General features: G+C 61.1%; 31 protein-coding genes and 1 pseudogene. 20 read left to right on the top strand and 12 right to left on the bottom strand.

The window, feature by feature from the left end; all coding sequences use genetic code 11:
- Positions 1-49 precede the first annotated feature (49 nt).
- The 10 genes from tnpB to CUJ84_RS09310 form a co-directional block, all read right to left on the bottom strand.
- Positions 50-394 (bottom strand): IS66 family insertion sequence element accessory protein TnpB, encoded by a 345-nt coding sequence (tnpB, locus tag CUJ84_RS09265; RefSeq protein WP_105005955.1) that lies wholly within the window; start codon positions 392-394, stop codon positions 50-52.
- Positions 391-798 (bottom strand): transposase, encoded by a 408-nt coding sequence (locus CUJ84_RS09270; RefSeq protein ID WP_245457544.1) that lies wholly within the window; start codon positions 796-798, stop codon positions 391-393. Before CUJ84_RS09270 ends, tnpB begins: the two co-directional genes overlap by 4 nt.
- Before the next feature lie 254 nt (positions 799-1,052).
- A complete protein-coding gene (locus CUJ84_RS09275) occupies positions 1,053-1,517 on the bottom strand; it encodes a DUF411 domain-containing protein (protein WP_105005957.1) in 465 nt (154 codons plus the stop codon).
- A gap of 55 nt (positions 1,518-1,572) precedes the next feature.
- Positions 1,573-1,860 (bottom strand): copper-binding protein, encoded by a 288-nt coding sequence (locus CUJ84_RS09280; RefSeq protein WP_105005958.1) that lies wholly within the window; start codon positions 1,858-1,860, stop codon positions 1,573-1,575.
- Positions 1,861-1,883: 23 nt separating this feature from the next.
- Positions 1,884-2,363, bottom strand: coding sequence for a cupredoxin domain-containing protein (locus CUJ84_RS09285; RefSeq protein WP_105005959.1), 480 nt, complete (start codon positions 2,361-2,363; stop codon positions 1,884-1,886).
- A gap of 32 nt (positions 2,364-2,395) precedes the next feature.
- The gene (locus CUJ84_RS09290) at positions 2,396-3,742 is read right to left on the bottom strand and encodes a multicopper oxidase family protein (RefSeq protein ID WP_105005960.1); all 1,347 of its coding nucleotides are present in this window, start codon (positions 3,740-3,742) and stop codon (positions 2,396-2,398) included.
- A gap of 13 nt (positions 3,743-3,755) precedes the next feature.
- Entirely contained in the window at positions 3,756-5,222 is a 1,467-nt protein-coding gene (locus tag CUJ84_RS09295) for a TolC family protein (protein ID WP_105005961.1), read from the bottom strand.
- A complete protein-coding gene (locus CUJ84_RS09300; RefSeq protein ID WP_105005962.1) occupies positions 5,219-5,446 on the bottom strand; it encodes a hypothetical protein in 228 nt (75 codons plus the stop codon). Before CUJ84_RS09300 ends, CUJ84_RS09295 begins: the two co-directional genes overlap by 4 nt.
- Positions 5,447-5,539: 93 nt before the next feature.
- Positions 5,540-5,953 carry a hypothetical protein gene (locus CUJ84_RS09305; RefSeq protein ID WP_199788797.1) on the bottom strand — a complete coding sequence of 138 codons (414 nt, stop codon included), beginning with the start codon at positions 5,951-5,953 and terminating at the stop codon, positions 5,540-5,542.
- Positions 5,954-6,106: 153 nt separating this feature from the next.
- Positions 6,107-6,610: a cytochrome b gene (locus CUJ84_RS09310; RefSeq protein WP_105005963.1), complete on the bottom strand. Its 504-nt coding sequence runs from the start codon at positions 6,608-6,610 to the stop codon at positions 6,107-6,109.
- Positions 6,611-6,705: 95 nt separating this feature from the next.
- Here CUJ84_RS09310 and CUJ84_RS38680 point away from each other — a divergent pair.
- Positions 6,706-6,822, top strand: a pseudogene (locus CUJ84_RS38680) (four-helix bundle copper-binding protein); the annotation flags it as partial.
- Positions 6,823-6,902: 80 nt separating this feature from the next.
- Positions 6,903-7,457 carry a cytochrome c gene (locus tag CUJ84_RS09320; RefSeq protein WP_105005964.1) on the top strand — a complete coding sequence of 185 codons (555 nt, stop codon included), beginning with the start codon at positions 6,903-6,905 and terminating at the stop codon, positions 7,455-7,457.
- 143 nt (positions 7,458-7,600) lie between these two features.
- On the opposite strand, the gene CUJ84_RS09325 is transcribed toward CUJ84_RS09320, so the two are convergent.
- Positions 7,601-7,780, bottom strand: coding sequence for a hypothetical protein (locus tag CUJ84_RS09325; protein ID WP_105005965.1), 180 nt, complete (start codon positions 7,778-7,780; stop codon positions 7,601-7,603).
- Positions 7,781-8,160: 380 nt separating this feature from the next.
- Between CUJ84_RS09325 and CUJ84_RS09330 the strand changes: the two genes are divergently transcribed.
- The 7 genes from CUJ84_RS09330 (at position 8,161) to CUJ84_RS09360 (ending at position 13,502) form a co-directional block, all read left to right on the top strand.
- Complete coding sequence (locus CUJ84_RS09330; protein WP_105005966.1) at positions 8,161-8,370, top strand: hypothetical protein; 210 nt, start codon at positions 8,161-8,163, stop codon at positions 8,368-8,370.
- 8 nt (positions 8,371-8,378) lie between these two features.
- The gene (locus tag CUJ84_RS09335; protein ID WP_105005967.1) at positions 8,379-8,753 is read left to right on the top strand and encodes a GFA family protein; all 375 of its coding nucleotides are present in this window, start codon (positions 8,379-8,381) and stop codon (positions 8,751-8,753) included.
- 260 nt (positions 8,754-9,013) lie between these two features.
- Entirely contained in the window at positions 9,014-10,306 is a 1,293-nt protein-coding gene (locus CUJ84_RS09340; RefSeq protein WP_105005968.1) for an efflux RND transporter periplasmic adaptor subunit, read from the top strand.
- Between the two features lie 12 nt (positions 10,307-10,318).
- On the top strand, positions 10,319-11,035 hold the full coding sequence (locus CUJ84_RS09345; RefSeq protein WP_105005969.1) for an ABC transporter ATP-binding protein: 717 nt from the start codon (positions 10,319-10,321) through the stop codon (positions 11,033-11,035).
- Positions 11,025-12,227, top strand: coding sequence for an ABC transporter permease (locus tag CUJ84_RS09350; protein WP_105005970.1), 1,203 nt, complete (start codon positions 11,025-11,027; stop codon positions 12,225-12,227). Before CUJ84_RS09345 ends, CUJ84_RS09350 begins: the two co-directional genes overlap by 11 nt.
- 75 nt (positions 12,228-12,302) lie before the next feature.
- Entirely contained in the window at positions 12,303-12,662 is a 360-nt protein-coding gene (locus CUJ84_RS09355) for a VOC family protein (protein WP_105008136.1), read from the top strand.
- Positions 12,663-12,887: 225 nt separating this feature from the next.
- Positions 12,888-13,502 (top strand): GntR family transcriptional regulator, encoded by a 615-nt coding sequence (locus tag CUJ84_RS09360; RefSeq protein WP_105005971.1) that lies wholly within the window; start codon positions 12,888-12,890, stop codon positions 13,500-13,502.
- A 50-nt stretch (positions 13,503-13,552) separates the two neighbouring features.
- Here CUJ84_RS09360 and CUJ84_RS09365 read toward each other — a convergent pair whose 3' ends face one another.
- Positions 13,553-14,365, bottom strand: a complete 813-nt coding sequence (locus CUJ84_RS09365; RefSeq protein WP_105005972.1) for a ferredoxin--NADP reductase — start codon at positions 14,363-14,365, stop codon at positions 13,553-13,555.
- A 346-nt stretch (positions 14,366-14,711) separates the two neighbouring features.
- Between CUJ84_RS09365 and pcsA the strand changes: the two genes are divergently transcribed.
- The 11 genes from pcsA (at position 14,712) to CUJ84_RS09425 (ending at position 26,799) form a co-directional block, all read left to right on the top strand.
- The gene (pcsA, locus tag CUJ84_RS09370) at positions 14,712-15,440 is read left to right on the top strand and encodes a phosphatidylcholine synthase (RefSeq protein ID WP_003539573.1); all 729 of its coding nucleotides are present in this window, start codon (positions 14,712-14,714) and stop codon (positions 15,438-15,440) included.
- Positions 15,441-15,449: 9 nt separating this feature from the next.
- Positions 15,450-16,430 (top strand): quinone oxidoreductase family protein, encoded by a 981-nt coding sequence (locus CUJ84_RS09375; RefSeq protein ID WP_105005973.1) that lies wholly within the window; start codon positions 15,450-15,452, stop codon positions 16,428-16,430.
- A gap of 39 nt (positions 16,431-16,469) precedes the next feature.
- The gene (locus tag CUJ84_RS09380) at positions 16,470-18,038 is read left to right on the top strand and encodes an ABC transporter ATP-binding protein (RefSeq protein ID WP_105005974.1); all 1,569 of its coding nucleotides are present in this window, start codon (positions 16,470-16,472) and stop codon (positions 18,036-18,038) included.
- Positions 18,028-19,113: an ABC transporter permease gene (locus tag CUJ84_RS09385; RefSeq protein ID WP_105005975.1), complete on the top strand. Its 1,086-nt coding sequence runs from the start codon at positions 18,028-18,030 to the stop codon at positions 19,111-19,113. Before CUJ84_RS09380 ends, CUJ84_RS09385 begins: the two co-directional genes overlap by 11 nt.
- Positions 19,110-20,030, top strand: a complete 921-nt coding sequence (locus CUJ84_RS09390) for an ABC transporter permease (protein ID WP_033182623.1) — start codon at positions 19,110-19,112, stop codon at positions 20,028-20,030. The genes CUJ84_RS09385 and CUJ84_RS09390 overlap by 4 nt, the downstream gene beginning before the upstream one ends.
- Before the next feature lie 54 nt (positions 20,031-20,084).
- Positions 20,085-21,161, top strand: a complete 1,077-nt coding sequence (locus tag CUJ84_RS09395) for a BMP family ABC transporter substrate-binding protein (protein WP_105005976.1) — start codon at positions 20,085-20,087, stop codon at positions 21,159-21,161.
- A gap of 144 nt (positions 21,162-21,305) precedes the next feature.
- Entirely contained in the window at positions 21,306-22,268 is a 963-nt protein-coding gene (ytfQ, locus tag CUJ84_RS09400; protein WP_105005977.1) for a galactofuranose ABC transporter, galactofuranose-binding protein YtfQ, read from the top strand.
- A gap of 230 nt (positions 22,269-22,498) precedes the next feature.
- Complete coding sequence (gene ytfR, locus CUJ84_RS09410) at positions 22,499-24,022, top strand: galactofuranose ABC transporter, ATP-binding protein YtfR (protein ID WP_105005978.1); 1,524 nt, start codon at positions 22,499-22,501, stop codon at positions 24,020-24,022.
- The gene (locus CUJ84_RS09415; RefSeq protein WP_105005979.1) at positions 24,019-25,032 is read left to right on the top strand and encodes an ABC transporter permease; all 1,014 of its coding nucleotides are present in this window, start codon (positions 24,019-24,021) and stop codon (positions 25,030-25,032) included. The genes ytfR and CUJ84_RS09415 overlap by 4 nt, the downstream gene beginning before the upstream one ends.
- Positions 25,029-25,997: a galactofuranose ABC transporter, permease protein YjfF gene (gene yjfF, locus CUJ84_RS09420; protein ID WP_105005980.1), complete on the top strand. Its 969-nt coding sequence runs from the start codon at positions 25,029-25,031 to the stop codon at positions 25,995-25,997. Before CUJ84_RS09415 ends, yjfF begins: the two co-directional genes overlap by 4 nt.
- Before the next feature lie 16 nt (positions 25,998-26,013).
- Positions 26,014-26,799: a FadR/GntR family transcriptional regulator gene (locus CUJ84_RS09425; RefSeq protein ID WP_024321968.1), complete on the top strand. Its 786-nt coding sequence runs from the start codon at positions 26,014-26,016 to the stop codon at positions 26,797-26,799.
- The last annotated feature ends 107 nt before the right edge of the window (positions 26,800-26,906 follow it).

The following is a 26,906-nucleotide window of genomic DNA, read 5'->3' on the forward strand; positions in this document are numbered from 1 at the left end:
CGTTTTCCCAACCATTACAGCGGCATGATTCATCTTGCCGCAGGCGCTGTCAGCCCGTCAACAAGGGTCGCCTGACCTTGGTCGGGCGGATCTTTTTCCAATCCATTCCGGCCAGCAACGCCATGAGCTGAGAATGGTCAAGACGTATCCGTGCCGCCGATATGCCCGGCCAGCAGAAGCCTTGATCTTCCAGGGTTTTCAAATAGAGGCAGACCCCGCTGCCATCCCACCACGCGATCTTAATTTTGTCTGCCCGTTTCGACCGGAAGACGTAAAGCGCGCCATTGAAGGGATCGAGACCGCCATCGCGCACCAGCGCCATCAAAGACGCGGACCCCTTGCGGAAGTCGACTGGCTGGCACGACACATAGACCACAACACCAGACGCGATCATGCCTTGCGAACCGCCCGCAGAACCTTCACCAGGTGATCGGGGTCAAAATCGCCGCCGACGCGCACCACCATATCTGCAATGACAATATCTACCGAGCCGCTGCTTACCGTTTCAACGCGCGCGAACTTGATCTGCTTGCCCGTTTCCTCCGTCAGCGGCGCAACAACTCCCGATGCCAGTGCCTTGCGACGCCACCCATAAAGCTGCGAGGGATCCAAGCCTTCAGACCGGGCAACCGCCGAGACATTGGCCCCAGGCTGCAGCGCCGCGGCGACGATCCGCGTCTTTTCGTCATCCGACCATTCCCGGGGCTTGCGTCTTTGTCGCACGGGCTCAGCCGTCAAAACCTCAAAGGTTCGATGGTGATTCACAGTATCGCTCATAGGATTCTCCGCATGATTCATGCAGAAAATCGCTGATCAGCAGTCCGAAAGATACGTGGGATGGCCTACGCGCTTACATTGTTCCTTGAAGTGACCGTGTGAACTGCACTTCGAGGCGCGAACGGCGGCCTCTGTCCTAATAGGCTGTGACAAACCGCTCGTCAGCTTCCAGTCGGGCGCTCCCAATTCGCATGCGTGAACTTCGCCTTGTCGGCGACGCGCCGAGGTCCAGATCTTCGATAAACCGCCGAGCTCGGGCTTGATTGATCGAGGCGTCAGGCCTTCCGGGGACGAACCTCCATAAACACGTATGGCGCGCCGGTTCCCGAGGGGATCGCATAGACGTCATAGACCGCGGCCGGATCGACACCCATTCCCAATGAGCCGGACGGCATCCCCGGCACGGCCAGTCCTCGGACCGGCGGCCGCTCTCGGAGCAGGCGCTGCACGGCCTCGAGCGGAACATGTCCCTCGAGGTAATATTCCTCGACGGCAGCGGTATGGCATCCTTCCATTTCGGCAGGCACGCGAAGCCGTGCCTTGACTGCGGCAAGGTCGTCGGTGTTGTGGAGATCGACGGAATAACCTGCCTCTGCCATTGCCTTCGCCCATTCGTGGCAACAGCCGCAATTCGGGTCCTTATAGACAGTCATTTCTGCCGGAGCCGTGGCACGGGCCTTTCCGCTCAGGAACACCAGGGCAGAGCCCGCCATTGCAATGAAACTTCTTCTTCCGTGCATTGTCTGCGCTCCTCGATGTCCTGCCGCCCGGATCGACCCGGGCGGCAGGAGTTGGCTATTTTACATTGGTGACGGTCAGCTTGCCATTCACACGCTCGGCAACGAACTCGACATTCGCACCTTCTTTCAGTTTTTCGACCAGAGCCGGGTCTTCGACGCGGAAAACCATCGTCATCGCGGGCATGTCGAGGTTCTTCAGGTCCTCATGCTTGATGGTGACCTTCTTTGCCTTTGTGTCGACCTTGTTGACGACACCCTTGGTGAATTCCTCGGCGAATGCGCCGAAGGCCGCGCTGGCGCAGAGCAGGGTGGCGAGGCCGATTTTGATCATTGCAGTTTTCATGCGTGTAGCTCCTTTGTTGCAGATTATTTGCCGGCGACGGTGACGTCGCCATGCATGCCGGCTTCGTAGTGACCGGGGATCAGGCAGGCGAACTTGAACTCGCCGTCGGTGGTGAACTTCCAGACGATCTCGCCGGATTGGCCAGCCGGAAGACGGATGGAGTTGGCGTCGGCATGTTCCATTTCCGGGAACTTCTCCATGACCTTCTTGTGCTCCAGGATCTTGTCTTCCTGATCGAGCACGAATTCGTGGTCGACGGTTCCGGCATTCTTGATCGCGATCTTGACCGTCTGCCCCTTGCGGACGTTGAAGACCGCGGGAGTAAACAGCATCTTTCCGTCGTCGGTTTCCGTCATCGTGACGCGGATGGTCTGTGTCGCCTTGGCCTTGTCGCCGGGTTCTCCGATAGCCATCTTCTCGCCGTGGCCACCGGCATGATTGCCTGAGGCAAGTGCTGGCGAGGCGAGTGCTGCGAGGGCCAGTGCCATGAGATAATTCTTCATTCGTCATTCCTTTTCGATGTTGAGATTGGACCTCAGCCGTTTGTCGGCTTCGGCGTGATTTGCGTTTTCGCGTCTTTGGCCTTGGTCGCGTCCGGAAGTTCTCCGGTCCATTCCCAGGCCTGCGTTCCGGGCGGGTTTTCGTACCAGCCGGGATCTGAGTAATCGTCTGCCGAGATCCCCTCGCGGACTTTCACGACCGAGAACATGCCGCCCATTTCGATCGGACCATGCGGCCCCCAGCCGGTCATCATCGGAACGGTGTTCTCGGGGATGGGCATTTCCATTTCGCCCATGTCGGCCATGCCCTTGGTGCCCATGGGCATGTATTCCGGCTGCAGCTTCCTGATCTTTTCGGCGACCTTCGACTTGTCCGCGCCGATGAAAGTTGGAATGTCGTGACCCATGGCGTTCATCGTGTGGTGCGACTTGTGGCAGTGGATCGCCCAGTCGCCGAGATATTTGGCGTCGAACTCGTAGGCACGCATCGCGCCGACCGGGATGTCGATGCTGACCTCCGGCCACCGCGCTTCCGGCCGCACCCAGCCGCCGTCGGTGCAGGTCACTTCGAAATCGTAGCCATGCATGTGGACCGGATGGTTGGTCATCGTCAGGTTGCCGACCCGGACGCGCACTCGGTCATTCCTGGACACGACGAGAGGGCTGATGTCCGGGAACACGCGGCTGTTCCAGCACCACATGTTGAAGTCGGTCATCTCCATGATCCGCGGCACGTAGGAGCCGGGGTCGATGTCGTAGGCGTTGAGCAGGAAGACGAAGTCCCGGTCGACGCGCATGAACTTGGGATCTTTCGGATGGATCACGAAGAAACCCATCATGCCCATGGCCATCTGCACCATCTCATCGGAATGCGGGTGGTACATGAAGGTGCCGGATTTCACGAGGTCGAACTCGTAGACATAGGTCTTGCCGACTGGAATATGCGGCTGCGTCAGGCCGCCGACGCCGTCCATGCCCGACGGCAGGATCATGCCGTGCCAGTGGATCGTCGTGTGCTCGGGCAGCTTGTTGGTGACGAAGATGCGGACGCGATCCCCCTCGACAGCCTCGATCGTCGGTCCCGGTGACTGTCCGTTGTAGCCCCACAGATAGGCGGTCATGCCGTCTGCCATCTCGCGTTCGACCGGCTCGGCGACGAGGTGAAATTCCTTGACGCCGTTGTTCATCCTGTGCGGCAAGGTCCAGCCGTTGAGGGTGACCACGGGCTGATAGTCCGGACCGGAGCTAGCGTGGAGTGGCGGCTGCATGTCCGCCGATTCCATGGTCGGGGCGTCGGGCAGATCCATCGCCGACGTCTTCGTCCAGGCGGCTGTGGTGAGCAGAGCAGCGCTGGCTCCAAAAAGTTGTCGTCTGTTGAACATGGTGTGTCCTTTCTCAATGACCGAGGCCACCGCTGCTTTCGGAAGCAGCGGTGGCCTCGGTCTCTGCCGACGCCTTCGTGCCGCCGCCGCCGTAGATCGCAGGCGCCAGATCGGCTTCGGCCAGCCAGAAATCTCGCTTCGCGTTGACGGAAAGCAGGGTGGAGTTGATCTTGTCGCGGGTGTCTGTCAGCAGCTCGAAGGTGTTCGAGATCATGCCGTTGTAGGTCAGCAGGGATTCCTCCTCGACCTTGGTGCGCAGCGGCACGACGTTGTTGCGGTAGTGCCGCGCGATATCGTAGTTCGAGCGGTAGGCCTCATAGGCGGAGCGTGCTTCAGAGCGGATGTTGACGGCCTTCTCCGCCAAGAGGTTCGCCGCCCGCATGTAGGCCAGCTCGGACTTGCGCATCCGGGCCTTGCCGGTGTCGAAGATCGGGATGGCGAACTCAAGCTCGACCTGTGCAGTGGTTCGCGTTTTCTTCTCGTCGTCCTCGATTTCCCGTTCCGTTTCGAAACCGGTCAGGATTTCGAGGTCGCTGACATAGCGTGTCGCCTCGGTGAGGCCATAGGATCTGGCCGTGGCCTCAAGGTCGAGCTTGGCGATCTGCAGGTCGATGCGGTTCCTGAGAGCCTCGGCCTCGATGGTATCGCGTCTGACGACGGATTTGGGGAGCGGCGGCAGGCTGTTCGGAACCTGGTAGTCCAGATCGGAGCCCCAGAGGCCCGTCAGCCGCGTCAACTCCTCCTTGGCAAGACGGGCGGACAAGCGGGCCTTCGCCGTTTCCCCGGCGAGTTCGGCGACGAACACATGTTCACGGGCCTGGGCGCCCTTGGCCATTGCGCCTGTCTCGCCGAGTTTCTCGGCGAGTTCGGAGGCTGCATCGGCAGTCGCCTGGGCGTGCTGGAGCTGCCCGACATTCTCCCATGAGGCGACCGCACCGATAAAGGCGCGCCGGGTGTCAGCGGCGACCTGAAGCGTCTTCACCGCCGCGATCAATTGCGCCTGCCGGAAGCGGGTGTCGGCGATCGCCATGTCCCTGTTCTTCGTGGCGAGCGCCAGGATGTTCGTCGTGATCATCCCTTCGATCGTTTTGAACGCCTGCAGTTCCGGAGTTCCGATCCCGGTCGTGCCGATGGAGACGGTCGGGTTGATGAGCATCGTTGACTGCCAGGCGTCGGCGGCGCTGTCGCCAAGATCGGCATAGGCGGCCTGGAGGCCCTTGTTGTTGAGCAGCGCGATCTGGACGGCCGTCTCGACGTCGAGAGGCTTCGTTCGAGCAAGCAGGCCTTTGACCTGCGCGGCCGCCGATCGGGCCTGGTTCTGGTTCTGGATCCAGACGGTTTCTTTCGCCGTGACAGTGGCGGTTTTGTTGGCAACGGCGGTGAAACCCGCCTCCTTGCGGGAATAGTCGGCGCCTGTAACGCAGCCGCTCAAGGCGAGCGGGAATGCCAGCGCCGCGATCAGTCTTGTGGTGCCGATCATGAGCCGTCTCCATTCATGGGAGACTGCAGATCGTTCTGTCTGCGCCAGGGTTTGGGATCGACCGGCTGGCGGGCGACGTAATCTGTGATCGGCGACCTGTATGCCGCCGGAAGCGCGGACGGCTGAACGACCGCGGTGGGAAACGCCACCACGTCGGGAGGAAGCGTGGATGCGCAGCCACCGGCAACAAGCGGCAGCCCCACCACGAAAAGCGAGGGTTTCATTTTGAAATGTCCGAATAGGAGATAGCCTACAGGGCGCTCGCCCAGAAGCAGGCAAGCGTCCGACTAGACCCGATCAAGCGGGTGCGTCTCTATTCAGATATTCGGGGGACGGTTGAGGGTCGGCAGTTCGCCAAGGGTCGTCCGGTCGTCGATGAATTGCCGGATCGAGGTTACGACGGGTCCGCCGACATCCTGGCCCTCACAGATAATGCCGAGCCCGCCGCAGAAATCCTTGCAGCATTCTTGCTTGACGGGCTTCGATACGCCATCCGCGTCACCGCTGGCCTCGCCCTGGGAGTGGTCATGGACAGCCATCTTCGTCATGTCGTGGCCATCGTGATGCTGCACAGCATCGGTTTCGGACACGACCGCTGCCATTTCCGGGAGCGAGGAGCCATGCATGGCGGCACTGGCGTTCGACAGCGAGTACCCCGCCAGTGATACGATGATCACCAGCCGTATCATCACGAGCAGCCTGCTCATTGCGATTCGGTACATCTTGCCCATGCTCCTCGAACTACATGCAAAGCAGCTCGATTTCAATTGCAACTCATCTATCGTCAATGTTCGAGCCCTTTATGTGGCACGAACATCATCCCGTTCACGATCCTGGTGTTCGCCGCCAAGACCGGCCGCTATGTCGCGCTGACGCTGGCCACTCTAGAAATTCTCGGCTGACCGCTTCTGGCGCGATAACACCATGCGGTCGACCGTTTCGTCCCGGGCGACCAACGTGTGCCAGGCGGCTGCGGCGAGGTGCAGCGCGACCATCGCCAGGATAATCCTCGACCCGATCACGTGATACGGCGCAATGGCGAACGAGAGATAGCTCGCGACGAACCCCATGCAGGCCTGTCCGATGATTGCGACGTAGAAGCCGTAGTGAAGCGCCTTCGCGGCCCGCCCCGCCCATGAACCGGGCCTGTTGGCTTCGGGCGGTTGAAGGAGACGAAGAACCAGCCGCAGGCCCATCAGCAGGCCAATCACCATTCCCGCGTAGTTGTGAAGCTGGTGCTGGACAACGTCCCAATAGGATGGCGTGAGACCCATGTGGACGGCGTGATGGGTTCTCTCGATGCTACCGCCGGTCAGATATTGCACCGGCACCATGAGGGCGACGAGCCAGTGGAGTCCTATCTGGGCGAGCGAGTAGCCACTCTTCATCGATCCTCTCCGAGCGAGAGGCGCAGATTAACCGGCGACAGTTAATGCTTTCTCATCGCCCGGTTGCCAAAAGATCTGAGTCTATTGGAAGCCGGGAATGCGCCGAAATCCGCGCCCACTTTGCCAGGGACTGCAAACGGGCCGGCGATATGCAGAGCTGCGTCGACGCCTGTCGCCATTGCGCCGAGAGCTATGAGAAGATGGCCGCCTGACGGGCGCATCCGCCCTCTTGCTGCCCAGATAAAGACGGATATCCGTTGCAGCATCATGGTCACCAATCCAGGCGGCGTCGATGAGATTAACAGCTGACACCAGCAAATTCAGACTGTTCGCCTTCATGGCGGCGGTCCTGATGCTAGCAGCCGTGTCTTCGGCCGCGGAGGGCGTTGTGGCCATTCGGCAGGCGGACATGAAAGCCATGGCCGCAGCGGCAAAAACGATCTCCGGCATGTTCAAGGATTCGACGACCTACAAGGCCAGCGAGTTCAAATGGGCGGCCGACACCATCCGCGACAGGTCTGGAGGCGTTCTCTCTGCACATTTCGCGTCCCAGGCCGACAGTCGGCAGTCGAAGGCCGGACCGAACATCCTTGAGGAGCGCGACCGGTTCGACCGCATCGCCAACGACTTGCGCGACTACGCCGTCGCGCTGGATGCCGCCGCGCAGAAGAACCCAGGGCCGATGACTGCAAGCATGCGCATGAAGCCCGGAGAGGCGATGGGCGGCGGTCCCTTCGGCACTCACGTCTGCAACGAGGACGAATTGTCGACGATGGCGGCGGAACACGCGTTCCACCTCATGCTACAGACCTGCACGACCTGCCACACCCGGTTCAGGATGGAATGACGGCGGCCACTCGCGATTGGAATTGTCTGCGCCCGAATATTCATTGAGGAAAGATCGGCGGTTGGAGGCGGTCGACCCATTGTAGCGACTCGACAAAGAAAAGCCCGCGCCGAAGCGCGAGCCTAATTCATATCAGAACAGCTTTAGTGGCTGTTCTTGTGGCTTTGTTGACCAGCCTTCACATGCTGTTCATGGCTGCCGCCGCGGGTTCCGCTGGACTGCGCGTCGCGGCCGGCCGAGGCGTTGCGGGCATTCGAGTCGTTCTTGTGACTCTGCTGCCCAGCCTTGACGTGCTGTTCATGGGATCCACCTTGGTTTGCCATTCGGTTCTCCTTGGTTGTTGAACGAGGCCACGTCGACCTCAATGGGAAAACCTCGCTCCGGCGCATGCGTTCCGCATTTTAATATTTCGTGATCTCCGCTCGAAAAGAACCGGATAAGGAAGCGAACCGGGCGGGTAGGGAGCTCGCCTGCCATTGCGTTGGCCATCGGGAGAAAGCGGAAAAATCCCGATGTTCTCCAGCACCGCCGCGTCCGCTTGGCGCGGCCCGCAACCTCGATCAAAAAATGCGCATGTCGACGAAAAGGTTCCAGGAAAACAACCGCATCCATCCATGCCGGAAGGCTCAATGCGGCTTGCGGGCTCTTTCCAAATCGACGGGTCGCTCTAGCTTAAAGGGTACCTGACGAAAAGGAGAAAACCATGACCGACGCACCGAATACGGCGACCCCGGCGCGGAGAGTGTTGCGTGGCCGCCCCTACAGCATCGGCGAATTTGCCAGGAAATATCGGCTCGACGACAAGGAGGCAAAGCGCCTCTACGAGAAGTTCGGCCCGTCGGCCACCGAACTCGACCTGTTGATGGCGGCAAAGCGGCGCCTGCCGGGCCTGCCCACTAATCTCGACGCCTGACGGGCGCCATGGGGATCCGAACCGGAAGCTGCCTTTGCGGGGCAGTCGTCTACAGGGTGGAAGGCGAGCCGCTTCGCACCGGCCTCTGCCACTGCGCCGATTGCCGCAAATCGAGCGGCTCCGCCTTCGTGTTCTTCGCGGTCTGGCCGCGCCAGGCTTTTTCCCACAGCGGCGAGATCGCCACCTTCGCCGGCCGCAGCTTCTGCCCCACCTGCGGCAGCAGGCTTTTCTGCCTCAGGGAAGATGAGGCCGAACTCCGCCTCGGGTCCCTGGACACTCCACCGACCGACCTTGCGCCTAGCTATGAAGTCTGGATCAAGCGGCGTGAACCGTGGCTGCATCCCTTGCCCGGCGCGGGCCAGTTTGCCGAGGATGCGACCTGACGGGCGCCAAAGCGCGTCGCGATCGAGATCGCTTGCCGCGCTTTAGGCCTTTGGTTTGCCGCATGTCGTGATCGCAAAACCGCGGAAGGTTTTGCGCGACATGCACAGGCGCACCGAAACTTGACTTTCCTTACCAATATTTCATTTCACCCATCTGCAATTCCGTGCCAGTTCGGCGGCAATGCTAATCGCCGGTTCATCTGCGTTGTGATTATTTCGCAGCAGAGGCCGCAAGCGGCCACTGACTGATTGAGGACGACATGAACAAAATCGTAAGCGGCAGCGAAACCGGAGCAAAGACAGGCGCAGCGTCCGATCTCGCCGCGGTCCTTTCCGCATCGGGACGGCAGGGCAAGCGCAGCCGCTGGCGCGGACGCCTGCTCATCCTGCTGATCCTCATCGCCGCTGCCGCAGTCGCCGCTTATTTCTACATGGGCCGTGGGCAAAGCGAATTGAGCTATGACACCCAGCCGGCAAAACGCGGCGACCTGACAGTGCTCGTCACCGCCACCGGCTCCGTGCAGCCGACCGAGCAGGTGGATATATCGAGCGAGCTTTCCGGCACGGTTCGCGACGTCAACGTCGATTACAACAGCACGGTCAAATCAGGCGAAGTGCTCGCTCTCCTCGATACCAACAAGCTCGAGGCCGATGTGAAGAGCTCGCGCGCCAAGCTCAATTCGGCCAAGGCGAACGTCGTCAAAGCCAATGCCGATATGCAATCGGCAGGCACCTCGCTCGAGCGGCTGAAAAGTCTGGTCAGGAGCAATGTCTCCACCCAGCAGAGCCTCGACGACGCCAGCTACAAATATGATTCCGCCGTCGCCGCCAAACAGATCAATGAGGCCGAGGTCCTCGCCGCGGAGGCCGACCTGCAGCTTGCGGAAGTCAATCTCGCCAAGGCGAAGATCATCTCGCCGATCGACGGCGTCATCCTCACCCGCTCCGTCAATCCGGGCGCCACGGTCGCAGCCTCGCTTTCGGCGCCGATCCTTTTCACCATCGCCGGCGACCTGAAGAAGATGGAGCTGCAGGTCGATGTCGACGAGGCCGATGTCGGCCAGATCGCCGTCGGCCAGAAGGCGAAATTCACCGTCGACGCCTATCCCGACCGATCCTTTCCCGCCGAGATCGAGCAGATCCGCTTCGCCTCCGAAGTGGTCAACAATGTCGTGACCTATAAGGCGGTTCTATCCGTCGACAATGCCGATCTGCTGCTGCGCCCCGGCATGACGGCGACGGCCGATGTCACCGTCGAGGCCGTCAAGGACACGCTGATGGTGCCGAATGCCGCGCTGCGCTACGCCCCGGCGCAGGCGGAAAGGCGCGGCCGCGGTATTTTCGGCCTCTTCGGCCCGCCGCGCCAGCGCAACAACAATGCCGGTCCGGCGCTGAAGGGCGCTGAGCGCCGCGTCTGGCTGCTGCGCAACGGCCGCCCGGCGCCTGTTGTCATCCAGGTCGGTTCCTCCGATGGTCAGTTCACCCAGGTCGTCTCCGGCGACATCAAGGAAAACGACGCACTGGTGACCGACGCCACGACGCGTGCGAATTAGGCGGAGAGACGGATGGCAAGCCCGCCGCTCATCGAATTCAGGCAGGTCTCGAAAATCTACGGCGAGGGCGAGGCGGAGATCCGCGCGCTCGACCACGTCGACCTTGCGATCAACGCCCATGAATTCGTCGCGATCATGGGGCCGTCTGGCTCCGGTAAGTCGACGGCGATGAACATTCTCGGCTGCCTCGACGTGCCGAGCGCGGGCGAATACATCTTCGAAGGCATTCCGACCAGCGGCTTCGACCGTAGCCAGCTGACGCTGCTGCGCCGCCACATGCTCGGCTTCGTCTTCCAGGGTTTCAACCTCCTGTCGCGCACTTCGGCCGTCGAGAATGTCGAGCTGCCGTTGATCTATCGCGGCATGGCGGTGCGCGAGCGGCGCGAGCGGGCCCGCGAGGCGTTGGCGCTGGTCGGCCTTACCGGGCGCGAACATCACAAGACACAGGAACTGTCAGGCGGCCAGCAGCAGCGCGTCGCTATCGCCCGCGCCATCGTCACCGAGCCGGCACTGCTCTTGGCCGACGAGCCCACAGGCAATCTCGACACGAAGACCAGCGTCGAGATCATGGATCTGATGACGCGGCTGAACCGCGAGCAGGGCATCACCATCGTCATGGTCACCCACGAGCCCGATATTGCCGCCTATGCCCAGCGGCTGCTGCGTTTCGTCGACGGCAAGCTGGAGACTGAGGTCGAGCACCGGAGGAGGGCGGATCATGTTCTTTGAGACGCTGAAGCTGGCGCTGCGGGCCATCAGCCGCAACATGCTGCGCTCGTTCCTGACCGTGCTCGGCGTCGTCATCGGCGTTGCCGCTGTCATCGCGCTGGTGACGATCGGCAACGGCACCACCGCTCAGGTCTCGACCGAACTGTCGCGGCTCGGCACCAACATGCTGTTCGTCCGTCCCGGCCAGTTCGGCCCCGGCCGGGCGAGTTCGGAGGCCAAGCGCTTCAGCGTCAAGGACGTCGCGGCCATCCGCGACCAGATCGGCGGCCTCAGGGCCGTGGCGCCGCTCAACCAGTCCACAGCGACCGTGATTTTCGGCGGCCAGAACCATTCGACCAGCGTCTCCGGCACCACCAACGATTATTTCATCGCACAGGACTGGGATCTGGCGCTCGGCCGCAATTTCCTGCCCGCCGAGGAACGCGGCCAGGCGCGCTGCATCATCGGCGAGACGGTGCGCTCGCAGCTCTTCGGCAGCGCCGACCCCACAGGCCAGCAGATCCGCGTCGGCAAGGTCTCATGCCCCGTCATCGGCGTGCTTGCCAAGCGCGGCCAGTCCGGCATGGGCAATGACCAGGACGATGTCGTCATCATGCCGGTCAAGGTGTTCCAGCGACGCATCAGCGGCAACAGCAACGTGCCGCAGATCATCATCTCTGCGCGCGACGGCGTCTCCACAGCCAAGGTGCAGTCCGATGTCGAAAATCTCCTGCGCGAGCGCCGCAAGATCGTGCCCGGCCGCCAGGACGATTTCAACGTCAACGACATGACTCAGATCGCCGAGGCGATGACCGGCACGACGACGCTGCTGACCGGCCTGCTCGGCGCCGTCGCGGCGATCAGCCTGCTCGTCGGCGGCATCGGCATCATGAACATCATGCTGGTCTCCGTCACCGAGCGCACCCGCGAAATCGGCATCCGCCTGGCGATCGGCGCGCTCGAAAACCAGGTGCTCACCCAGTTCCTGGTCGAGGCGGTGGCGTTGTCGCTATTCGGCGGCATCACCGGCATCGTCCTGGGCTTGAGCCTCGGCTTCGGCGCCGTGACGCTGCTGAAAGTACCCTTCGTCTTCAGCCCCCTGATGGTCGCCGTCGCCTTCCTGTTCTCCGCGGCAATCGGCATGATCTTCGGCTATTTCCCGGCGAGAAGGGCGGCGCAGTTGAATCCCATCGAGGCGCTGCGGCACGAGTGAAAAAGGCCGTGGCAAAGCGCATGATGTCTCTCTACTCTTGTCAATCGAATGCAAGCGCTATCGGAGGCTGGCATCATGCCGCTCAACAGACTGGTGATCTACGCTGGGAATGTCGAGGAAACGGCGCGGTTTTATGAGAAGCACTTCGGTTTCAAGGCGACCAGCCTGCCTGGCGACAGGATCATTGAACTGGTCGCTCAGGACGGCGGTGCGAATATCATGCTTCATCAGGCCGCCAAGGGACAGCGGAGCGGTCAATCCGCCGTCAAGTTGGTCTTCGACGTGGAGAATGTCGAGGCTTTTTGCAGGCGTTGCGCGGAGAATGGCCTCATGTTCGGTACCATCCATAAAGCCGATGGCTATCTGTTCGCCAATGCAAAAGACCCCTGTCAAAATTCGATCTCGGTTTCCAGCCGGGCTTTTCGCAAGGGGTGACCGAGGGGTAGTGCCGGCCTGATGACGTAGGCGAGGCGGTGTGCCTCAGCAGGCCGGGGCGGGTGGCACGAGCCTTTGCGGCGCAGACGTCAATGTCTTGCCGGTTTTCGGCAGCCTCACCTATGTTATCTATCTGTTCGTATTCTGATATTTCAATGCCGACTTGTCTTCTGTTTTTGACCGTGTCACTATGTGATATATCAGATTTGGCGACGGAGTTCCGTATTGCAGACTTCACAGAGCCATCTTGCTTACCTCGCGCTGGAACATCTGATCGTGACGCTGGCGCTGAAGCCCGGCGCGCTCGTCACTGAAAAGCAGCTGATCGATATGGCGGGCCATGGGCGTACGCCGGTGCGCGAGGCGATCCAGAAGCTTGCTTGGCAGGGGCTGATCCTGGTGAAGCCGCGCGTCGGGCTGCAGGTGGCCGAGATCGCGCCTGAGGATCATGGCAATGTCATGCAGGTGCGCCGCGAGCTGGAGCCGATCGCGGCAAGCCTCGTCGCCGAACACGCGAGCGACGAGCAGCGCGCGCGCCTCACCGACTGCGCCCGCGCGATGGAGGAATGCGCCGTCGGCGGCGATCTCGCCGGCTTCTTTGCCGCCGACAAGGCCTTCGACGAAATCCTTGAAGATGCCTGCCCGAACGGCTTCATCACGGCAGCACTCGGCCCGGTGCAGACGCATTCGCGTCGCCTCTGGTACTCCAAGGCAAGCCCGGAGCGCATGGATCGCTCCATCTCGCTGCACGTCGCCGTCATCCGCGCTATCCATCAGGGCAGGCCGGATGAAGCGCGCACCACCATGGCGGTGCTGATCGATTACCTCAGCCAGACATAGAAACGGCCCCGTTTCCGGAGCCGCTGTCAGATCGGATTGTCGCAAAAACGTCAGCCGACGAAAGCGCGCTCTATGACGAATTCGGCAGGCTTGCTGTTGGCGCCTTCATCGAGGCCGGCCTTTTCGAGCAGTTCCTTGGTATCCTTCAGCATCGCCGAGGAGCCGCAGATCATGCCGCGGTCGATTGCCGGGTCGAGCGGCGGCACGCCGAGATCGGTGAACAGCTTGCCGGAGGAGATCAGGTCGGTGATGCGGCCGCGATATTCGAAATCCTCGCGGGTGACTGTCGGATAGTGGCGCAGCTTGTCGCCGACGACTTCCTTCAGCAGCTCGTCATTCTGAATCTCGTGCACGAGGTCGAAGCCATATTTCAGCTCGGCGACATCGCGTGTCGTATGGGTGAGGATGACCTCCTCGAACTTTTCATAGGTCTCAGGATCGCGGATCAGGCTGGCGAAAGGCGCAATGCCCGTTCCAGTCGAGAACATGTAGAGACGACGGCCGGGCGTCAGCGCGTCGAGCACCAGCGTGCCCGTCGGCTTCTTGCGCATCAGCACCTGGTCGCCCGCCTTGATCGCCTGCAGATGTGAGGTGAGCGGACCGTCCGGCACCTTGATCGAGAAGAATTCAAGCTCTTCGGCCCAGGCGGGGCTCGCGATCGAATAGGCGCGGAAGACCGGTTTGCCCTCGACCATCAGGCCGATCATCGCGAATTCGCCGGAACGGAAACGGAAGCCCTGCGGCCGGGTCATCGTGAAGCGGAAGAGCCGGTCGGTATAGTGTGTGACATCGAGCACCGTCTCGGCATAGACGCCGGCGGGGATGGACTGGGCGAAGTCTTCGGTCTTTGCAGGCGCGTTCATTTCGGTAGCGGATCCCGTTTGGTCGGATGAACAGTCGGATGCGAGCGAGATATTACAAATCGGGCCGGAATTAAAGGCATTCCATTCCACGCGACGCTTCTAAAGGGAAATATGCATGTCATTGTCAGGATTCAATGGCTGGCGGGGAATGTCGTATTTCCCGCTGGCGAAGCCCGGCAAAGGATGCATATTAGAGCAGCACGCCGGAAACGGATGCCGGTTTTCGGCAAAAACGGTGCGACAACAAAGACCTACGGCGTCGAACCCGATTCAGCAACAGGGTTCGGCGATGGTGGCGAAAAAAATATGCTTGCCGGGGCGAGCGCGATAGGGCGGTCGGGGGAATATGAAGATTTTCAACTACAAGCGTGTTCCTTATGCGGAGATGCGCGCCTTTTCCGTCCATATCCTGACGGCATCCGGCTCCTTCCTTGCCTTTCTCGGCGTCGTTGCCGCCGCCGAGCACCGCTTCATCGACATGTTCTGGTGGCTGGGCCTCGCCCTTCTCGTTGACGGCATAGACGGGCCGATCGCCCGTAAGGTGCGTGTCAAGGAAGTGCTGCCGAACTGGTCGGGCGATACGCTCGACAATATCATCGATTACGTCACCTATGTGCTTCTGCCGGCCTTCGCGCTCTATCAGAGCGGCATGATCGGCGAGCCCTGGTCCTTCGTCGCCGCCGGCATGATCGTCGTCTCCAGCGCCATCTACTATGCCGATATGGGCATGAAGACGGACGAGTATTTCTTCTCCGGCTTCCCCGTCGTCTGGAACATGATCGTCTTCACGCTGTTCGTCATCGATGCCAGTGCCACGACGGCGCTCACCGTTGTCATCGTCTCGGTGGTGCTGACCTTCCTGCCGATCAATTTCCTCCACCCGGTTCGGGTCAAAAGGCTGCGCCCGCTCAACCTCGGCGTCTTTTTCCTGTGGTCGGCGCTCGGAATTTTTTCGCTGCTGGTGCATTTCGACACGCCCGAATGGGCGCTCATTCTCTTTATCGTGACCGGAGCCTATCTTTACGTCATCGGCGCGGTGCTGCAATTCTTCCCCGCCCTTGGACGCGAAGCTTAGGATAGGCAGATGACCAAAACGCAGGCTGTTTCATTTTCGAGGACGGGCGGGCCGGAGGTTTTCGACTATGTCGAGATCGATCTTCCGCCGCCGTCGACGGGCGAAGTGCAGATCAGGCAGGCGGCAGTCGGGCTCAATTTCATCGACGTCTATTTCCGCAACGGCACCTACAAGACCCCGCATTTGCCCTTCGTCACCGGCAAGGAGGGCGCCGGCACCGTGACATCGGTCGGCCCCGGCGTCGAGGATTTCAAGGTCGGCGACCGTGTCGCCTATGCCGGCGCCGATGGCGCCTATAGCGCTGAACGCAATATCGAGACGCGGCATCTGGTGCAGGTGCCTGACGGCATCGAGCTCGAAACGGCAGCAGCGATGATGCTGAAGGGCATGACCGCCGAATATCTCTTGAACCGCACCTTCAAGGTCGGCCCGCAGACGGTCCTGCTGTTCCACGCTGCTGCCGGCGGCGTCGGTCTGATCGCCGGCCAGTGGGCAAAGGCGCTCGGCGCCACCGTCATCGGCACGGCGGGCTCGGAAGACAAGATCGAGCTGGCGCTCGCCCATGGCTACGACCATGTGATCAACTATAAGAGCGACAGCTTCGTCGACCGTGTCCGCGACATCACCGGCGGCAAGGGCGTGGATGTCGTCTACGATTCGATCGGCCGCGATACTTTTCCACAGTCGCTTGACTGCTTGAAGCCTCGCGGCCTTTTTGCCTCCTTCGGCCAATCCTCCGGGCCGATCGAGAATTTCACCCTCGCAATGCTGGCGCAGAGGGGCTCGCTCTTTGCGACGCGGCCGACGCTCTTCACCTATATCGCCGCGCGCCAGGAACTGATCGACAGTGCGAAAGCGCTATTTGATATTGTGCAAAGCAACAAAGTGCGTATCAATATCAATCAAACCTATCCGCTGCGTGAGGTTGGGCGGGCTCATGCGGATCTGGAAACAAGAAAAACAACAGGAACGACGCTGCTGATTCCATGAGATCCGAACGGACCGGTTGGCAGAAGAAATGAGGGGAACGTGTCGCCATTGAATGTGCCGGATTCCGGCGCGTTATTATCGGTCCAGAAGCTGACGAAGTTCTTCGGTGGCTTTGCAGCCTGCAATGAAATCGATCTCGATATCGCGCCGGGCGAAATTCATGCGCTTCTCGGCGAAAATGGTGCAGGCAAATCCACGCTGGTGAAGATGCTGTTCGGCGTTCTCGAGCCGACGGGCGGGCATATCCTCTGGCAGGGCCAGCCAGTCGCGATCGCATCGCCAGGGGAGGCCCGCAAGCTCGGAATCGGCATGGTCTTCCAGCATTTTTCGCTGTTCGAGGCGCTGACGGTTGCCGAAAACATCGCCCTGTCGCTTGATCACGCCATCCCGATCGACAAAATCGCCGAGGAGGCGAGGGCGCTGTCGGTCGCCTACGGCCTGCCGCTCGATCCGCATGCCCATGTCGCCGATCTCTCGGTCGGCGAGCGCCAGCGTATCGAGATCGTCCGTGCGCTGCTGCAGAACCCGAAGCTCATCATCCTCGACGAGCCGACCTCGGTGCTGACGCCGCAGGAGGCCGACAAGCTGTTCGAGACGCTGTTCAAACTGCGCGCCGAGGGGCGTTCGGTTCTTTATATCAGCCACCGGCTGGAGGAAGTGCAGCGCATCTGCGATCGCGCCACCGTCCTGCGCCATGGCCGCGTGACCGGCGCCTGCGATCCGAAACGGGAAACGCCGGCCTCGCTCGCCCGCATGATGGTCGGCAGCGAAGTGGCGAGCGTGACGCATCCGGAGCGTAGCGACAAGGGCGAGGTCCAGCTTGCCGTCGCCAACCTTTCCGTCGCCGCGCGCACGCCCTTCGCCATGCCGTTGCGCGATGTGTCGATGGCGGTCCGCTCGGGCGAGATCCTCGCCATTGCCGGGGTCGCGGGCAACGGCCAGAGCGAGCTCTTCGACGCATTGTCCGGGGAATATCCCGTTGTTTCGGTCGATGCGATCGTCATTCGCAAGAAGCACGTGGGCAATCAGGGCATTACCGCCCGCCGTCTGCTCGGCGCCGGCTTCGTGCCGGAGGAGCGCCATGGCCATGCCGCCGTCTCCGCCATGAAACTGTCCGACAATCTCGTCCTTGCCCGCAACCAGTCGGACCGCAAAGCGTTTCTGGGCTGGCTCGGCATCATCCGCCACGCGGCAGTGAAATCCGCCGCAAGGCGCATTTCAGAGGCCATGGATGTCCGCAAGAGCGGCGATGATCCGGCCGCCGGCTCCCTGTCCGGCGGCAACCTGCAGAAGTTTATCGTCGGGCGCGAGCTCGACCGTCAGCCGGCAGTACTCGTTGTCAACCAGCCGACCTGGGGCGTCGATGCCGGGGCTGCAAGCCGTATTCGCCAGGCACTCGTCGATCTCGCAAGAGCTGGTTCGGCTGTCGTCGTCATCAGCCAGGATCTCGACGAGATCTTCGAAGTGGCGACCGATATTGCCGTCATCTGCGAAGGCCGTCTCTCCCGTCCGTTCCCGGCCGGCGAACTGACGCGGGAAAGGATCGGACTGCTGATGGGCGGACTGCACGAGAGCAGCTCTCCCCCGGAGGCGCCGCATGCGCATTGAACTTGAAAAACGGCCCGACGTCTCGAAGCTCTTCGCCTTCGTCTCGCCGCTGCTTGCCCTTGTCCTGACGCTGGTATTCGGCGCCATCATGTTCGCCATGCTCGGCAAGAACCCGGTCGAGGCACTCGACGCCTTCTTCATCGAGCCGCTGCTCGAGGTCTGGTCGCTGCACGAGCTGGCGATCAAGGCCGCGCCCCTGATCCTGATCGCCGTCGGCCTGGCCGTCTGTTATCGCTCGAACAACTGGAATATCGGCGCCGAAGGCCAGTTCACCATCGGCGCCATCACCGGCTCCTATCTGCCGATCGTTTTTTACGACTGGCATTCGCCGCTCGTGCTGCCGCTGATGCTGATCCTTGGTGCGCTCGGCGGCGCGCTTTTCGCCGCCATTCCGGCGCTGCTGAAGGCGCATTTCAACACCAATGAGATCCTGACGTCACTGATGCTGGTCTATATCGCCCAGCTCTTCCTTGACTGGCTGATTCGCGGCGCCTGGCGCGATCCGAATGGCTTCAACTTTCCAGTCTCGCGCGATTTCGCGCCAGAAGCGGTGCTGCCGGCGATCTGGGAGGAATCGGGCCGAGCCCATTGGGCCTTCATCTTCGCCATTGTCGCCGCAATCGGCGTCTGGTTCATGCTGCGCTATACGCTGAAAGGCTTCGAGATCGTCGTGCTCGGCCAATCGGAACGGGCAGGGCGTTTTGCCGGCTTCTCGTCGAAGAAGATGATCTGGTTCAGCTTTCTGTTCTCGGGCGCTCTTGCCGGCCTTGCTGGCATCAGCGAGGTTTCCGGCTCGATCGGCCATTTGCAGCCGGCGATCTCGCCGGGCTATGGTTTCACCGCCATCATCGTCGCTTTCCTCGGCCGCCTCAATCCGCTCGGCATCATCGCATCCGGCCTGGTGCTGGCGTTGACCTATCTCGGCGGCGAGGCTGCACAGCTTTCGCTCGGCGTTTCCGACAAGGTCACCCGCGTCTTCCAGGGGCTGCTGCTCTTCTTCGTGCTGTCTTGCGATACGCTGATCTATTACAAAATCCGCATTGTCTGGTCGCGGCTAAGGGGCAGGGTGGCATGAGCATCTTCGAAGCCATTCTGCTGACTGTCATCACCGCCTCGACGCCGCTGGTCATCGCCGCACTCGGCGAACTGGTGACCGAGCGCTCAGGAGTTCTCAATCTCGGCGTCGAAGGCATGATGATCATGGGCGCTGTCGCCGCTTTTGCCGGCGCGCAGATGTCGGGTTCGCCCTATGTCGGCATTGTCTGCGGCATTGCGGCAGGCGCGCTTTTCTCTCTGCTGTTTGCCTTCCTGACGCTGACGCTGGTGGCGAACCAGGTAGCAACCGGACTGGCGCTCACCCTTCTCGGCCTCGGCGCCTCAGGCATGCTTGGCGAAGCCTATGTCAGCGTGCCCGGCATTCGGCTGGGAGAGATCGTCATTCCGGTCCTGTCGGATATTCCGGTCGTTGGCCACGCTCTCTTCAGCCAGGACCTGATCTTCTACCTGTCGATCGCGCTCGTGGTCGGCGTCAGCTGGTTCCTGTTCCGCAGCCGGACCGGGCTGAAGCTCAGGGCGATCGGCGACAATCACGGTTCGGCCCACGCGCTCGGCATTCATGTCATCCGCACGCGGTATCTGGCGGTGATGTTCGGCGGCGCCTGCGCCGGACTTGCCGGCGCGCAGCTTTCGCTCGTCTACACACCGCAATGGGCCGAGAACATGTCGGCCGGCCGCGGCTGGATCACGCTGGCGCTGGTGGTCTTCGCCTCCTGGCGGCCGTGGCGGGTCTTTGCCGGCGGTTATCTCTTCGGCGCGGTCACTATCCTGCAGCTTCATGCGCAGGCCTTCGGTCTCGGCATTCCCTCGCAATTCCTCTCGATGCTGCCCTATGCCGCGACTATTGTGGTTCTGGTCATCATTTCCCATAATCGGCGCACGACGTTGATCAACACGCCTGCGTCGCTCGGAAAAGCCTTCGTGCCGGAGCGATAAAGCAACAATTCAAAGACGAGTTTCCGCAATAACTTCAAACCAACAGGGGTCATCATGAAGAAGTTAGCATTCACACTTGCCGCCTCGGCTGCCGCCGTGATCGGCATCTCTTCCGCCGCTCAAGCCGCGGACAAGACGAAGGTCTGCTTCGTCTATGTCGGTTCGCATACCGACGGCGGTTATTCGCAGGCCCACGATCTCGGCCGCCAGCAGGTCCAGGCCGAGTTCGGCGACAAGATCGACACGCCTTACCTCGAAAACGTACCGGAAGGCCCGGATGCCGAGCGCGCCATCGAGCGCCTTGCCCGTTCCGGCTGCAAGCTGATCTTCACGACGTCCTTCGGCTTCATGGATGCGACGGTCAAGGTCGCCGCCAAGTTCCCGAAAGTCAAGTTCGAGCACGGCACCGGCTACAAGGCCGGCCCGAACCTTGCGACCTACAATTCCCGTTTCTATGAAGGCCGCTACATCCTCGGCCAGATCGCCGCGAAAACCTCGAAGAATCACGGGGCGGCCTACATCGCCTCCTTCCCGATTCCTGAGGTCGTGATGGGCATCAACTCCTTCGAGCAGGGCGCCAGGTCGGTCGATCCGAGCTTCAAGCTGAAGGTCATCTGGGTCAACACCTGGTTCGACCCCGGCAAGGAAGCCGATGCCGCCAAGGCGATGGTCGACCAGGGCGTCGACGTCTTGACGCAGCACACCGACACGACCGCGCCGATGCAGGTTGCCGAAGAACGCGGCATCCACGCCTTCGGCCAGGCCTCCGACATGATTGCCGCAGGCCCGAAGGCTCAGCTGACGGCAATCGTCGACACTTGGGGGACCTACTACTCCAAGCGCGTTCACGCTCTCCTGGATGGCACCTGGAAGTCCGAGCAGAGCTGGGACGGCCTGAAGGACGGCATCCTGAAGATGGCGCCCTATACCAACATGCCCGATGACGTGAAGAAGATGGCCGAGGAAACCGAAGCCAAGATCAAGTCAGGCGAACTGCATCCCTTCACCGGACCGATCAACAAGCAGGACGGCACGCCCTGGCTGAAGGCCGGCGAGAAGGCCGATGACGGCACCCTGCTCGGCATGAACTTCTATGTTGAAGGCGTCGACGATAAGCTGCCAGGCAAATAGTCCCGAAGCCATCTCGCAAATGCGAAGAGCGCCCTCGTGGGCGCTCTTTTTTTGCTGCAATGCATCCCAAGATTCCGATTTACAAAAGTAATACTATATGATTTTTTGACCCTGCGCCGCGAGATGCGGCATTGGGAGGAAATCATGAAATTGAAGACTGCACTTTTGAGTGCCACGATTCTGGCTGCCTGCATGTTCGGTTCGGCTTCGGCCGCCGGCCTTACGGTCGGCTTCTCGCAGATCGGCTCGGAATCGGGCTGGCGTGCGGCTGAAACGACCGTGACCAAGGAGCAGGCCAAGAAGCGCGGCATCGATCTGAAGTTTGCCGATGCGCAGCAGAAGCAGGAAAACCAGATCAAGGCTTTGCGCTCCTTCATTGCTCAGGGCGTAGATGCCATTCTCATTGCTCCGGTCGTCGAAACCGGCTGGGACGACGTTCTCAAGGAAGCCAAGGAAGCCAAGATTCCGGTCATCCTTCTCGACCGTACCATCAAGGCTCCCGACGATCTCTACCTGACGGCTGTTACGTCAGATCTGGTCCATGAAGGCAAGGTCGCAGGCGACTTCCTGGTCAAGACCGTCGGCGACAAGAAGTGCAATGTCGTTGAACTTCAGGGCACCACCGGTTCGTCGCCGGCCATCGCCCGCAAGAAGGGCTTCGAAGAGGCCCTTGCCGGCCATGACAACCTCAAGATCGTTCGCAGCCAGACCGGTGACTTCACCCGCACCAAGGGCAAGGAAGTCATGGAAAGCTTCCTGAAGGCCGAGAATGGCGGCAAGGATATCTGCGCTCTCTACGCCCATAACGACGACATGGCCGTCGGCGCCATCCAGGCGATCAAGGAAGCCGGCCTGAAGCCCGGCAAGGATATCCTCGTCGTCTCCATCGACGCCGTGCCTGATATCTTCAAGGCCATGTCCGAAGGCGAGTCCAATGCCACGGTCGAGCTAACGCCGAATATGGCAGGTCCGGCCTTCGATGCGCTCGAAGCCTATCTGAAGGACAAGAAGGCTCCGGCCAAGTGGATCCAGACCGAGTCGAAGCTCTACACGCCTGCCGACGAGCCGATGAAGGTCTACGAAGAGAAGAAGGGTCAGGGCTACTGATCTGATGTGACACTGCTGCATAATTCCTTAAATCGGAATTCGATTTCGGGATAAATCATGCAGCAATTCAAAGCGCTACAGCGTCCTCCATGCCTCTCGAAAAGACGAGAGGGCGCTGTAGAACCGCACCGGCCCGTCATGGACCGGTGCGGAACTGCCTTTGCCGCCTTGGGACGTCATGTCCGGCCGCGGCGCGGCTTTTGCCGTCAATATCAGGAAAACAGACCCTTATGATTCACGATTTCGAGAACGTTCTCGCGGCCTCCGGAATATCGAAATTCTTTCCTGGCGCGGTGGCGCTGGATAAGGTCGATTTCACGCTCCGCAGAGGCGAGGTGCACGCATTGCTGGGCGAGAACGGTGCCGGCAAGTCGACGCTGATCAAGTGCATCACCGGCGCCTATCATCGTGACGAGGGCAGCCTGACGCTCGACGGCCAGGAAATCAATCCGGCCAATACGCTTGCCGCCCAGAAGCTCGGCATCGGCACGGTCTATCAGGAGGTCAACCTCCTTTCCAATCTGAGTGTCGCCGAAAACCTCTTTCTCGGACGCCAGCCAAGGCGTTTCGGCATGACCGACGTGCGTGCGATGAACCGCAAGGCGCGCGATCTGCTCGCCGGCTACGGCGTCGATATCGACGTCACTGCCGAACTCGGCCGTTTCTCCGTCGCCGTCCAGCAGGTGGTTGCCATCGCCCGTGCCGTTGATCTCTCAGGCAAGGTGCTGATCCTCGATGAGCCCACGGCAAGCCTCGACAACCAGGAAGTCGCGCTGCTCTTCCGCATCATCGAAGACCTGAAGAAGCGCGGCCTGGGCATCGTCTTCATCACCCATTTTCTCGAGCAGGTCTATGCGATCAGCGACCGTATCACCGTGCTGCGCAACGGCAAGCTCGTCGGTACCCGCGACGCCGCCGATCTGCCGCGCCAGGGCCTGATCGCCATGATGCTCGGTCGCGAACTGGCGCATGTCGAAGAGACTGTCAGGGAACGCAGCCTTGCTGCCGGCGACGTCCGATATCATTTTGCAGGCTACGGCAAACGCGGCAAGGTCAAACCATTCGACCTTGAGGTGCGCGCCGGGGAGGTGGTTGGCGTTGCCGGACTGCTCGGCTCCGGCCGAACCGAAACCGCCGAACTGCTTTTCGGCATCGAGCATGCCGACAGCGGCAGCGCGACGATCGACGGCCAGCCGGTCACGCTTTCGAGCCCGCGCGCCGCGATCGCAAAGGGTTTCGGCTTTTGCCCCGAGGACCGCAAGACCGATGGCATCATCGGCGACCTGTCGATCAGGGAGAACATCGCACTTGCGCTCCAGGCCCGCCGCGGCTGGACGCGGCCGCTGTCGCGCGCAGAGCAGAACACGCTTGCCGACCGCTACATCAAGGCGCTCGATATCCGCACCACCGATCGCGAAAAACCGATCCGGCTGCTCTCCGGCGGCAATCAGCAGAAGGCGATCCTCGCCCGCTGGCTGGCGACCAATCCGAAGTTTCTGATCCTCGACGAGCCGACCCGCGGCATCGATGTCGGCGCCCATGCCGAGATCATCCGGCTGATCGAAGAGCTTTGCGCCGGCGGCATGTCGCTGATCGTGATTTCCTCGGAACTTGAAGAACTTGTCGCCTATAGTTCACGTGTCATCGTACTTCGCGACAGACAGCATATCGCGGAACTGACAGGCGAGCGCATCACCGCTGCCGGCATTGTCGAAGCCATTGCCGCCGCCGAACACAAGATGGAGGATGCATGAGGTCCTCCCTGAAAGCGCTGGCATATCGCCTGGCGCCGCAATTGATTGCGCTCGTTGTCATTCTTTTGTTGAATTTCATTACGTCACCGCAGTTTTTTAATGTTGTGGTTCAGAATGACCGGCTTTATGGCAGCCTGATTGATGTGCTGAACCGCGGCGCGCCTGTGGCGCTGCTGGCGATCGGCATGACGCTGGTCATTGCCACCAAGGGCATCGACCTGTCCGTCGGTGCGGTCATCGCGATCTGCGGCGCCGTCGCCGCATCGTCGATTGTTTCAGGAAATTCAGTTTCTTATACCATTATCCTGACACTTGCGATTGGGCTTGCCTGCGGCGTCTGGAACGGGTTCCTGGTGGCAGTCCTCAATATCCAGCCGATCATCGCCACGCTGGTGCTGATGGTGGCCGGCCGCGGCATCGCCCAGCTGATCACCGAAGGCGCCATCCTGACCTTCAACGATGATGGGCTCACCTTCTTCGGCAGCGGTTCGCTGGCTCTCCTGCCGATGCCTGTGGTCATCTGGCTTCTCGTCGGCCTGCTCGTCATCTTGCTCGTCCGCCGCACGGCGCTCGGCATGCTGATCGAGGCCGTCGGCATCAATCGCCGCGCCAGCACGCTCTCCGGCATTCAAACGCCGGTGCTGCTGATGGCGGTCTATATGCTGAGTGGGATCTGCGCCTCGATTGCGGGCATCATCGTCGCAGCCGACATCAAGGGCGCCGATGCCAACAATGCCGGCCTCTGGCTGGAACTCGACGCAATCCTCGCCGTCGTCGTCGGCGGCAATTCGCTTCTCGGCGGTCGCTTCAGCATTCTCGGATCGCTGATCGGCGCGATGATCATCCAGGCGGTGAATACCGGCATCCTGTCCGCCGGCTTCCCGCCTGAGTTCAACCTGATCATCAAGGCCGTCATCATTATCGTCATCCTCGTCATCCAGTCGCCGGCGGTGCAATCGCTCGCCATCTTCGCCAGCCGCCGGCAGGGCGGTAGGGAGCAGCCGAAATGAACTCCAAATACCTGCCGCTGCTTGCGACCATCGTCATCTTCGTGCTCGCCTATGCCGGCTGCGCGCTGCAATATCCGAACATTCTGTCGACGCGCGTCATCGGCAATCTTTTGACCGACAATGCCTTTCTCGGCATCGCTGCCGTCGGCATGACCTTCGTTATCATCTCGGGCGGCATCGATCTGTCGATCGGCTCGGTCATCGCCTTTACCGGCGTCTTCCTAGCAGTGATCCTGCAGAACACCTCGATCCATCCGCTGCTCGCTTTCGCGCTGGTGCTCGTCATCACGACTGCCTTTGGCGGTATCATGGGCGCGATCATCCACTATCTCGAAATGCCGGCCTTCATCGTCACGCTTGCCGGCATGTTCCTGGCACGTGGCATGGCCTTCGTGCTCTCGATCGACAGCATCCCGATCGATCACGAATATTATTCGACGCTGACGAGCCTCTATTACCGTCTGCCCGGCGGCGGGCGGCTGACGCTGATCGGTGGCATCATGCTTCTGGTCTTTGCCGTGGGCATCTTCATCGCCCAGCGCACCCGCTTCGGCACCAACGTCTATGCACTCGGCGGCGGTCCGCAGACAGCGCGGCTGATGGGCGTGCCGGTCGCCCGCACGACAATCCAGATCTATGCGCTGTCGGGCTTTCTGGCGGGCCTTTCCGGGATCGTTTTTTCGCTGTACACCTCTGCCGGATATTCTCTTGCAGCAGTCGGCGTCGAACTCGATGCCATCGCGGCGGTGGTCATTGGGGGGACGCTGCTGACCGGAGGAGCGGGATTCGTGGCGGGAACCTTAATCGGTATCCTGATCCAGGGGCTCATTCAGACCTACATCACCTTCGACGGCACGCTGTCGAGCTGGTGGACAAAGATCCTGATTGGCCTTCTGCTGTTTGCATTCATCCTGATGCAGAAAGCGATCCTGTTCGTTTCCAGTCTGAACAAGAGGTACGCCTGAGGGGGAGACGGATCGCTTGCGCTACAAATTGGACGAGACACGCAAGACGGGGCGCAGAACCCGGACGAGCCATGCCCAGGTCGTCGACGAACTCGGCAAGGCGATCGTCGCCGGCACCTATCCCGTTGGCTCGATCCTGCCTGGCGATACGGAACTGGCGCAGCGTTTCAAAGTGTCCCGCACCGTCTTGCGCGAGACGATGAAGACGCTTGCCGCCAAAGGCATGGTCGTCGCCAAGGCGCGGGTCGGCACGCGCGTGACCGAGAAGAATCTCTGGAACATGTTCGACAGCGAGATCATCGCCTGGCACTTCGACAACGGCGTGACGGAAGAGTTTCTGCTGCAGCTCTACGATATTCGTCTCGCCTTCGAACCCTTCGCCGCCGGTCTCGTCGCCGAGCGGGCGAATGCCGAGGAGATCGAGATGTTGCGTGGGCTGGCGCTCGAGATGGCGGCGGCCGGTCATACGGCCGACAGCCTGGCACTCGCCGACCTTCGTTTTCACCTGGCGATCGCCGAAGCCTCGCACAATCCCTTCATGCGGACACTGGGGAGCCTCATCGAAGCAGCCCTCGTCGGCATGTTCCGCATGAGCACGCCGCCAACCGAAAACGGCTTCGCCAATATCGCCGACACCCATATGCGGATCGTCGATGCGATCGTTTCCGGCGATAACGCCGCCGCGCGCCGCGCGATGGAGGACGTCATCCTGGATGGCCGCGTTCATGTGCATGAAGCTTTCGCGGCCCGCGGGTCCGAGACTGTCACAGGGCCGATTTCGGCCGCAATTTCACCTTTGTGAGGCTTTGCTTATCGACAGCGCCACGCGTCTTTTCGGGAGCCGCAAAGGACGCCGCAGCACTTTGAATGGCTGCATAATTTATCCTCAAATCGATTCCGATTTGAGGA

Origin of the sequence: Rhizobium leguminosarum (assembly GCF_002953715.1) — a bacterium.
GTDB classification, from domain to species: Bacteria; Pseudomonadota; Alphaproteobacteria; order Rhizobiales; family Rhizobiaceae; genus Rhizobium; species Rhizobium leguminosarum_V.